The 10,677-nt window shown below is 51.0% G+C and carries 7 protein-coding genes; 4 read left to right on the top strand and 3 right to left on the bottom strand.

Features of this window, described 5'->3' with window-relative positions; genetic code table 11:
• The first annotated feature begins 369 nt into the window (after positions 1–369).
• The gene (locus tag IEX86_RS23845) at positions 370–903 is read left to right on the top strand and encodes an RNA polymerase sigma factor (RefSeq protein ID WP_188868649.1); all 534 of its coding nucleotides are present in this window, start codon (positions 370–372) and stop codon (positions 901–903) included.
• Between the two features lie 1,068 nt (positions 904–1,971).
• On the opposite strand, the gene IEX86_RS23835 is transcribed toward IEX86_RS23845, so the two are convergent.
• Positions 1,972–2,454 (bottom strand): hypothetical protein, encoded by a 483-nt coding sequence (locus IEX86_RS23835; protein ID WP_188868647.1) that lies wholly within the window; start codon positions 2,452–2,454, stop codon positions 1,972–1,974.
• Between the two features lie 1,152 nt (positions 2,455–3,606).
• Here IEX86_RS23835 and IEX86_RS25280 point away from each other — a divergent pair.
• Positions 3,607–3,783 carry a membrane dipeptidase gene (locus tag IEX86_RS25280; RefSeq protein WP_229685486.1) on the top strand — a complete coding sequence of 59 codons (177 nt, stop codon included), beginning with the start codon at positions 3,607–3,609 and terminating at the stop codon, positions 3,781–3,783.
• An 821-nt stretch (positions 3,784–4,604) separates the two neighbouring features.
• On the opposite strand, the gene IEX86_RS23825 is transcribed toward IEX86_RS25280, so the two are convergent.
• Positions 4,605–4,880: a hypothetical protein gene (locus tag IEX86_RS23825; RefSeq protein WP_188868646.1), complete on the bottom strand. Its 276-nt coding sequence runs from the start codon at positions 4,878–4,880 to the stop codon at positions 4,605–4,607.
• Positions 4,864–6,492 (bottom strand): IQM protein middle domain-containing protein, encoded by a 1,629-nt coding sequence (locus IEX86_RS23820; protein WP_188868645.1) that lies wholly within the window; start codon positions 6,490–6,492, stop codon positions 4,864–4,866. Before IEX86_RS23820 ends, IEX86_RS23825 begins: the two co-directional genes overlap by 17 nt.
• Positions 6,493–7,382: 890 nt before the next feature.
• On the opposite strand from IEX86_RS23820, the gene IEX86_RS23815 reads away from it, so the two are divergent.
• Together IEX86_RS23815 and IEX86_RS23810 are read left to right on the top strand one after the other, a co-directional pair.
• Complete coding sequence (locus tag IEX86_RS23815; RefSeq protein WP_188868644.1) at positions 7,383–7,667, top strand: hypothetical protein; 285 nt, start codon at positions 7,383–7,385, stop codon at positions 7,665–7,667.
• Between the two features lie 682 nt (positions 7,668–8,349).
• Complete coding sequence (locus IEX86_RS23810; protein WP_188868643.1) at positions 8,350–10,608, top strand: hypothetical protein; 2,259 nt, start codon at positions 8,350–8,352, stop codon at positions 10,606–10,608.
• Positions 10,609–10,677: the final 69 nt, after the last annotated feature.

The raw sequence follows: 10,677 nt of genomic DNA, 5'->3' as shown, positions 1-10,677 counted from the left end.
CTGAGGCTTCTTCAGTCCTGTTATGCTTAGTCATAAACAGACCCCCAAAGGCTCAGAACCAGAAGGTCAGCTTACTCCAGGTATATTTTGTCTACACCCTCTAAATCAAGCCCTTTGGTTATTTTGCATGAAGAAAGAGTTGAGGCTATCTGATACTTTCCCCTCATGAACCTAACGAGATAGGTGCATTACTACGATAATATGTGTGCAAAATTCTGTAATGCTTCAAACCGCTTTATGCAAGATCTTGCGCTGGATGATATTTCTAAAACTCATGTATTACTTATAAATCAATAGCTTAAATTAACTCATAAAGCTGGCACGTCTATCGCTATAGAGAACTTACCAATACAATGGAAGGTAAGTCCCATGCATGCCAGCATCTCCAACGTCATTTGCGTATCAGCCGGTATTCGTCAACTCACCAGCGATCAAATCCAGATGTTGCGAGCCTTCATTCAGAAGCGAGTAATGAACCCGGACGATGTGGATGACATTCTCCAATGTACTTTTCTTGAAGCCCTGCGCAGTGAACACAAGTTTCAGGGAACCAGCAAACCCCAGACCTGGCTTTGTGGCATAGCCCTGAACCTTATCCGTAACCATTTTCGTCGACTATACAAACAGCCTTATCAAGAGAGCTGGGATGATCATCTGCATTCAGAGATAGAACAGGGTGGAGATATTGGTCATCAGGTCGATGGTCATCGTCAGCTGGAACGAGTCGTCGATGCCATTGACCGATTGCCGATCAATATGCAGCGCGTGATCAAGGTCAGTCTTGAAATGGACGGCAATTATCAGGAAACGGCCTCATCGCTGGGTGTACCCATTGGTACTGTCCGCTCACGTTTATCACGAGCAAGGGAGCAGTTGAAGCGACAGGTAGAAACAGTGGCATAAGCGCAGGAGTACGAGAGAGGCTGAACCTGTTTGTATCGCAGTCACGTATTAATACCTAGCAGGCGGTCGTTTGATACACGGGAAAGTGCCAGAGATAGAGCCAACTGCGTCTTTCTCAGAGACAGGGGCATCATCCCTTACAACGGGACAATGCCCCTTGCGTTCACGGTGTCACTTTCATATTAATGATTGTTTCTGTGGCTGGAACATAGACAGCATATCGCTTGAGCGTATCTAACCGAGGTGCATACTTGCACATAAGCATATCAAGGTGCTTTACTTCAAAGCCCATTTGTAAGTAACCCTCACCAAATCATTACCAGATGCTCTACGGCAAATGTAGCCTTATATAGTAACTATGCCCGCCAGTGCTCATCCATACGTAGTGGACGTTGGCAACACCTGTTTCTCATGAATGAAATTCATTGAAATGTCGATTTAATAAGAATGTCCTCTGCTTTTGCAGTTTGTGCATGCACCTTTCCTGCATTAGGGCTTCACCTACCTTAACCACACGATCGCTTGCGCATTGGCCATCTGCGCGAAATAAAGCTTTGCCGCCGGTCCTGCGTGCCCATCTTCACTCGCGCAGGCCACTGGCCTCCAACAAACCCGCCCAGCAGCCGTTGGCTGTGCACAGGTTTTTCAACGGCCAGGGTTTGAAGCTCACTGGCATAGGAAAGCAAGGTAAGCAGGCACCTACGATACCGCCCTTGAGCGAAACTGGCATCAATTTGCAGCCGCAGTCTGCCCAGTTCTGCTGGTACTGCGCAGGTTCGTGTTCCAGCGAGGTGGAATGGTGCTTCCATTTCTAGCGATAACCACCCTATTACTCGGGGGTAGAGTCACGCAACCTCACATTCGCCCAATCTGTCGCTTCGGCCAGCTCTGTATTGAGATTAATAAACACAGGTACGGGCCGACCGAGGCTCAACCCAGCTGCTAAACGGTGGTGGCCGTCTACCACGCCGAGCTGTCCTTGCTCTGTCGGAGCCAGTTGTACTAGTTCAAGCTGAGCATGCTCCCCTTCGTTAAATTCATCCCGGTAAAACTCTAGATGCTCATTGATTAGGGGGCCTGGCCTGGAACAAAATCCGAAAAATTCGTTCCAGCAACGTTCATTGCTTCAGTGGGTTGGTAATGCCCTTGATAGTGTAATTGCCCACGCTCGCTGGTTTGGCTTCCGGTAAGAACCAGCTGACCATGTTGCATATTGGCTTGGGCATGGTCAACTAATTGTGCACCCCGCGTATTTATCTCTTGCTGTGAAAGCGGCCTCGTGCTTGCGGAAGCCGATGTGCCGAACTGAGCGCCGTGAACAGCGGTGAGGTACGCCTGTGTGGATGAATATTGGGACATGTGTTGCCCAGGTCTGTTGGGCGGCAGATGCGATGCTAGCTGTTGCGCAACACTTGAGGCATGGCCTTGATCCTGGTGTGCTGAAGCTTGTGCGAAGCCTCCAGTTGTTCGATTAGCCGCATCTTGAACCGGTGCTGGATTATCCCACCAAGCCCGATTATCCATGGATGGTGTACGATTGATACCTAACATGTTGAAATTCCATCGATCGATTTTAATCGACTAAGTAGTGACGAAGCAGACTTGGTTCCAGATTTTGAAAATTCGACGGAGGCTGACGAGTAGATAGCTACTTCTTGTCATCAAAAACGATGCTGATGAAAATTCATACTTGGCTCGCGGCCACTAGGTATGCCCAGGGCGACCTGCCATGTCTCAACGGTACAAGCTTGCTAGAGCGCGCTAGTCTTACCTTGTTTTAGGAGCGACAACTTTAAATCTGCAGTTGATCAATGCCATGTCTAGTTCACAGCAACTTGATCGGCACTTTTTGCAGAGCACAGTCCAGAAATGCCCCTGCATCAAATCATAAGAACATTCATTAATAAAGCACTCTAGGCTCTGTCTGAAAAAATATTAAATTGCCATCATGAATGGCCTGAAGCACCTCTCTAACTTATTGATTTTCCTCAATGGCAAGACGCGGAAAAGAAGCTATCGGGCTGGTAACAAGACTTTTCAGACAAACCCTAACACGCGGGTTTGCAAGTCTGTTCTCTAGCGATTAGGCTCCAGATACAAGTCGAAACGTGCGTCCCTAAGAAAACTACTCATGCACCCTAAATGTTTTGCTCCTGTCTGCTACTCGCCTGCAATCTAAGTTATGCGGCTACAATACCCCACAGTGAGCAACCTTCAATCTGTTATTCACCCAGTGCTGATCGCATCACTTATTGCCATCTGGTTTCACAGCTCTGGAAGGACGTTGCAGAAGTTCTGCGACAATGGAATGGGTGAGGGAGGATCTGACTCGGGAGTTTGTCAACTGCCCCACCTTTCATAATGAGCCAGACATGCAACGGATCAGCACCTTGGCTATACCGTCAGTAATTTCACCCGTTCGCTGAGCTAGCCCCCGCTCAGATTGAGCTATTGCAATAAAATGAATGCGTAGCAGCTACCCATAGAGTAAAGAAAAGGCTATAGCACATATGTCAGTACGGCTGTACTGTGCTGACATATGAAAAGCACCATTGTGCATCAGGCATCAGACCCTGTAACGAGCCGTTGGCTATATAGCTCTTTCAATTCTACTCACGTGTCGGCGACCAATCCTGGCAGGCTGCTAGTAAGCCCGGGGTTATATGACCATCCGCGGACGATTGACGACGAGCAGACCTTCGCTTGTGCAGCCCAAGGGGAGTCATTGGACTGACAGGTCTGGGAATATTCCTGTGTGATCCTTCGGCGTCCATTGAGGCTTTCATTCGCCAGATCGACTATCTGGCAGAACGAGTTGGGACAAGCCATATTGGCCTAGGCCTGGATACCGAGTTGCATCCGACAACAAGGATCGGCTGACGGTGAGAGTGAAGACGATTGGTGGCCAACTCAATATTATGGACAAATGAGTGGGCATAATCAGGTTAAACCAGAGACGCTTGGGTAGGTCATTCAGTAGTTGTCGCGAATAGACTATAGCTCTTCAGATGTCAGGGCTAACTTTAGTGGTAACTTCGTACGTGTCGCTAAAGTCTCGTGGCCGATCGAGTGAGTGGACTTGAAAGCGAAGGTAATTAGCCAAGTAAACATTTCGATTAAGGCGCAACACAGGAGATGTCAGGCACTATAGCTATAGCTGCCGATGCTTTCAGTAGGTAATGCCCCTCTTTCCAATGGATGCCTGGGGACGAGAGAGATGCAATTGTTATCTTAAGCGAGACCTTTTTCGTAAGTAATATGATAGGCCTGTACGCTTCCATTGACCCCGGACCGTTTCTATCATTGATACTTGGTTGCTAGCACCTGGCGCGCTGATTATCGTTTTAGTCAAGGTAAAGCAGTTGGCAACTCCAAGGGATATCGAACAGTTTGCAATCAGTTGGTATAGGAGCGCTTCCCGCACCGGCAACTACGCCTCTAGCTCTACTGGCTGCCCAGACGGGCCTGAGTGAAACAGGCCCTGTTCATACCAAAAGCCCTAGTGATTCCGGCAGTTAGTGGCGGTAGCGACGGTGACTGAGCAGAGCGATTGCTGCCGGCTCGCCATGCATTGAGATCAAAGCAGGTGAATATTTTGACTGTGAAGAAGTTAAGGCCTCCACGAATCCCGGAGCAATTCATGCTTAACCTGCTTAGGATGGGATCGCCTCCTCAACCGAGCTGAAAAAATCCAATAACAGTCAGCTTGAAATCGATGAATGAATACGCTCAAGTACCTTCGCAATCTGGGCATTCGATTGAGGCACGTCCGGCAACATTGACTTGAAATCATGCTCAGGGTGTTGACTCGCATACGCCAGTGCCTGGCGAATACCGCTCAACTCTTCAACGGTATATTCCTGCGAGAGGCGTTCGACTTGGGTACTCGACAAACCGGTAAATCCTTCGGCGTCGTCAAGGTCATACAGCAGGTTCATGGGAATGCGTAAGAAGTTGAGATTAACTGAGGTCTTCATCAACGAATACTCCTAAAATGCCCTGGTTTTTCAAATGGTTAACTGCCTGATTCAGCTGCGCGGGGGTAGGCCGATAATGACCGCTCTTACGGGAGATGGCGGTTATTACACCGTTTTCGATACGGATATCACCCGCTGCTGCAACAGGGCCACCGCCGAAAAAGCTAGAATGGTGGAATTTGCCCGGGGTCTGCTCATTCGATATATACATCGCGCCGGTGGCGTCCATCACGAATATTGCACGGCCTTTATTATGCTCGAAAGCGGTAGAGGCGTTGCGTGTATCGAACAACTTACCCGCTGCATCGTACACTTTTCCGTTCTTGATCGTGATTTTAAACGCCGCGCGTTCACGCTCATTCAGGTATTTGACCGATGTCCCAAAGACTTCGCCAGTTTCCTCACCCTTGTAGATTTGCTGCATGGGCTGCAGGTTAGTAAACCGTACAGGCGCGCTACTTGAGGACTGTACCACTGCTGGTCGTTGAGTCGTCGACAATGCCATCGCCGACGCTAGGCGACTACGGGCCTCGATCGCATTTGCAGGCTCGCTTGAGCGCCGTTGTGCCGGGCCAGGCCGTAACGCGTCGGGAATGTCCGATGAGGCCGGAACCGATGCTACGTTAAAGTCTCTATTGACTGGATTTGACTGAACATGCCGACCTAAGCCTGGGCGCAATGAATCAGGTATATCCATCGCGGTCCCACGGATATGAGATGGAATAGGCCGAGACGGTACTTGCCGGTGTTGGTCTGCTGGGAACGATGTAGCGCGCGGCGCCTGAGCCATGGGTTTGGGCTGCGACGGGATGAATGGCTCAGACGCCCTTCGCTGAGCGCTCGCTTGCACAGTTGAGGCACGCGCCGGATCGCCGAAAGACGGTCCTACCAGAAACTTCTCAATGTCATCCAGCGACGTACCTGCCAAGTCTTGCGTCGCGTCCTTACCTGATTGCAGATAAGCGGCAGCCGCGGACTGCTGAGGCGACATGGGTGGGGTTGTCGGGGGAGTGGGCAGGGCAGCTGCTCTGCCCCCTTGGGGTTTACCCGTTGAGTGGCGCGGGGGCAAGGGTGGCGGCGTATCCATTACAGGGTTGTTGAGTTTTGCTGGATGCAGGTTGCTTAGCGCTACCCCTATAGAGGTTAGTGTCGAGCCTGTACGTGGTCGTTGGGGTAATAAAGGGGGAGCTCCCTCGCTCTGGGCGCGGTCAGGGGACGCTGGCGGTGTAGCAGGAGCAGGAGTAGTAGCTGCGGGAGCTGCTGCCCACTCATCGAGCTTGCCCGTGGGGCTTTGCATATCAACGCTGGCCAGGTTCAGATCCTGATCGTGGCCAGGCTCAAAGTGAAGCACTGGACGATGTGTTTCGCCGCGCTCCGAGAACGCGGGAATGCCGAAAATGTTGGCACCTAGGGAGGCCAATTCGAATAACTGGCCGTTCTTGATACTGGAGGTGATATGTTTACCAATATAAGAGCCAAGTTTATCCAGCCATTTGAGCGAGTCCGCGTTGATCTGCCGTGATGACCTCGGGATGGGCAGCTTGGCTACAGCTTGGGTGCCTGCCGCTAACAGGCTAGTGGTATTTAATTTTGTAAGTTGTCCTATATTCATTGAGCTGCCCCTCTCGCTGCCTATGAGTGGCAATTCGCGGCGGACGGTTCCTTACCCGAGGAGGAGGTATATCAATGAGGTCTCGACGCTGGAGCGCAGAGTTGAGGCGATACCGTAATTCGAGTTGGACTTACCCACTGAATCTCATTCTTCTTGTCTGGATTTCGGGTCATCCTAGCAGCACGATCCTGGCCGCCAAGAATCTGGCCAGGATGCCAGGCGATTTTTACTACATATCCAAGTCATTCGTGCATGAATCATGCTGCTATGGATATGCTTGTTTTCTGGTCTTCAATTGCTCTTGAACGGAAAGGAAGATAGGCAAATATCTAGCTAATGGGTGCCTCCAGAAGCTCACGTACCTTCAATGCAAGCAGGTCCTAAGTTCTTGGACGGCGTTGTGATTACTTGTTCGCAGCAAATATCTGAATAAATTTTCGTTTTCACGTTTAGGGAGCTGAGCAGCCTGAATCAACATCAGTGTGAGTCGATAATCTAATGACCAAAGCTGCTTGAGAAAATCAACCCGCTCAGCGAGTAATAGGCCTACTAGCTACAACCTGACTGGTCTGTCCATTTGAGATTGGCCAGATCTTGATGCCATTTGCTCTAGGGTAAATGACAGCTCATTAATAGCATCAGTAATCTTAGGTATTTGGTCCCAGGTAGAAAGGGTCTCTAGTACAGACCTCTATTGGAAGATGATCTATAGCTCAAGTTCTACACAAACGCGCCACGACTATGCACTCGATCCGAACAGAACTACAACAATTGCAGGATTCAATCGCGACGCTGAGCAATCGTTATAATCTAAGCCCCTAAGCGGGCCCTAAGAGCCATGATTAAGTGGTGTAAGCGTGATTTGGTAGAGGAATAGCCAATGGGACCCCGTGTCCGCATTCGACCTCCCTGACCTTGGCCGAAGAGGCTGCTTCGATCGCGCTCCGGCAGAAGACGCTATGCTTCTAGATGATAGCCTGCATCGCCTCTACCAACGCCACGGTATCAGTCATCTGCCCCGCTCAGCTGAACCGGTATGCCAGAGGACGGCCTTCAAACACTGCCCGCTGGGCTATCTGCATATCGATATCACCGAGGTGCATGCCACAAAGGGGCGGGCCTATCTGTTCGTGGCAATCGATCACATCTCAAAGTTTGTATGCCGAGTTGCATGAGCAGATGAAGCGCAAGAAAGCGGGCAGCTTCCTAGAGGCTACACCCATGGCATTATCCACAGTTCTGACTGACAATGGAAACCAGTTTGCCCATAAGATCGGCACGGAAAGCTACCAAGTCCATCCTTTTGATCTGGTCTGCTACCGACACGGCTGACCAAGCCCTTCCATCCCTGGAGCAATGGCCAAGTCGAATGTATGAACCGCATGATCAAGCAGGCCTAAACACCAATTTGCTTTATCCTCCAGCAATGGCATAAACAACCACAGCTCTTCTTAACCGGCTAAGCCCCTTCTTCCTGAGATCTGACACTTAGGCATATGATTTGTCATAGGAATTTCTCAATATTTTGCGATATGTCATTCGGGGTCACTCCTAGCAATCAGTTCGAATAGGGAGAGAGCAGAACCTCTTCCTCCTCAATGCTGATGTTGAGCATTTCCAGTGTGACGGGATAATCACCCCTTTAGATAACTTCACCAGCAGCCTCAAGGCCATGATTTCGCTGGCTTGCATACGGTTTTGTTTGAGGAAATCTTTTTAGACAGAACTTGGATATAGGCGAACTGAATCAGCTCGGTTAGTAAATTGAAATAATTTCTTAACTATATTCTGGAATTCTAATGATCTGATCTATGAAACTTGCCTAGATGTTAAACGCTCCTCCTGGAGGTGATCGGCATGCGCATTCCTTCGCTTCCCAGCTTTTCCCGGCCCTCGCCATGCACCGGCGAACCCCATGAGTCAAGTCCTGCCAACGAGACATGGTCGGGCGTTACATCGGCTAAAACGACGCACCACACGACGACGCGTGCTCCGAAGCAGATCATCCGTGATGGAAAGCTGACGAAGCTCTCTCCACAAGCACGCCGTGCTGAGTCACTGGCAAGGAAAGGGCCAGTCAACGTTCAGTTGCAACAATTCCAAGATGCCTTAAACCAGTGGGATACCGATCACCCATTGGATCTGTCTAAGGTAACTCAAGCGCTGCGCCTGGTGGCCGACGGTCACGATGAAAAGCTCGGAATTGGCGAGCGTAGCAGTAAGTACAGTCGCGCTCGTAAGCTGATGCGCGAAGGCTGTGGAATTGACCAAGCCACCTACGATAAGGCTAAGCATGCCATCGGCATGCAAGGTCTGGTAAATGTTTACGAATCTGCATTCACCACGCTAGTATTATCGCCAACGTTGGCGGCTGCAGCCGGGCCCGGCGCTGATACACTCGGTGCAGGCGCAGTCAAGGCAGTCAAATACGCGGCACTATGGGCCGCCACACCGTTTTCCAACGGTGCCGGGCAAATCGTCGTGGATGGCTATCAAGACATGATAGCTAAATTCAATGGCGTTCCCGCTTTCGCCAATGACATCAGAGGTAGCAACAAGCTTGGCGTAGTACGCCAGCAGATTAGTTATGCTTTGAAGGAGGCGACGCGCCTCCACCAAGCCTATAGCGACCCTGGCGCGTCAATTGGCGCACGCCGAGAAGCGCTTGATGGCTTAGAGGCCTGTGGGATCCGTCTCGAGAACTTGCACGACGACTACCGTAAGCGGGTAGCGTTGGGACAGTCGAATTTTGTGAAGTACGAAACTCAAATTGCTTATAAAACAGTGACCGCGCCCGCAGTTATCGCCGCAGGGGTGTTCGGCGGGCCGTTCGCATCAGCCGGAGCGCTCGCCGCGCAACAGGCCCTCCAAGCACCCTTCGGCTATCTGGACGAGATCTTGCTCAAAGATCACATTATGCGGGCCAACACCAAGTATGCCGACGTCTTAACAGAAGTCGCCAAAGCTGCCGGCAAGAGCCGTCAAGATCCTAATCTACGCCCAGAGGACCTTGATCCGGCAAAAGTACGTCAGCTCTGGACGCATCCTAAGGAAATCGTCACCGCCAACGTGAACGCGGTAGCTGCGGATGAGTTGGCCGCGCGCCTAGCGTCATTAGATAAACTGGACGCGACCATAGAGGCAAAGCAAAACAAGACTACCCGCCTTGATAGGCTGTTACCACGCCATGGTGCAGAGAGCGTCAAGGCGGTCTCACCCGAGTTGCGTAAATTGCAGGCTAGGCGGGCGAATGAAGAGGCCGAGCTTGAGAGTCTGAAGAAAGACATTGTGCTTTTTAAAAACGGCCAATGGACCCAGTTGCACAGCGGGGGCACCATCGCCGCGATGCTGTTATCAAGTAAGGAGCATTTCACGCTGCTAACCAAAGCGAAGTTTCGCCGCCCTGGTGAATATGTCGCGCAGGTACTGGATCGCCACGGCGGGCTGTCATTACCACGCACCTTGTTTGTAGCGTTCGAGGATGGTTTCCAAGTTTCAGATAGGCACTCCACACCCATCACGTCAGCGCCCGGGGAGGACAACAGTTTGGGCTCAGCAGCTGGGATAACCGGTTCCAATCCAGCCGCCGCTAGCCTAGGACAGGCAGGTGTGCTTTCCGGTAACGCCTACACTAACCCGGTGGCAAAGTTCACTAAGCAACATGTGACCCGTCGGCAGCTAATGCCGCAGAAGGAGGAGGGAGAGGCTTTGCGGCAAAAGAAAACTATCACTGGCAGCAAGCCGCTCAAAGCAGACTTGCGCCTGCAACCACAGATTGTACTCAATAATGGTCAAACCTTTACTCCTATCGACCTGCGACAGACCCGCGCTTGGTACATGCAGAGCCATAGCGCCTCACGAGCACTGATGGAGTCTATACATGATACTGGCAAGAGCTTTGCCACCCATCTGAAAGCGGCGGCCACCCTACCCATACGTAGCGCACGTGCATCTAACACTGACCGGCAGGCCAAGGCCGAACGCACACGCCTGAGTAATATAGTGCAACGGGGACGGCACGAACTCGAACTGGAAGCATTGCGCGAGAAAGCACGAGTAACCACCGCCGAACCTGTTCCAGACTTAGAGGGTGTAGACAAAATATACCTGGAGTAAGCTGACCTTCTGGTTCTGAGCCTTTGGGGGTCTGTTTATGACTAAGCATAACAGGACTGAAGAAGCCTC

This window comes from Pseudomonas asuensis, assembly GCF_014646755.1.
GTDB lineage: Bacteria > Pseudomonadota > Gammaproteobacteria > Pseudomonadales > Pseudomonadaceae > Chryseomonas > Chryseomonas asuensis.
Note: the sequence above shows the minus strand (reverse complement) of the source record. Positions and strands in the feature narration are given on the sequence as shown.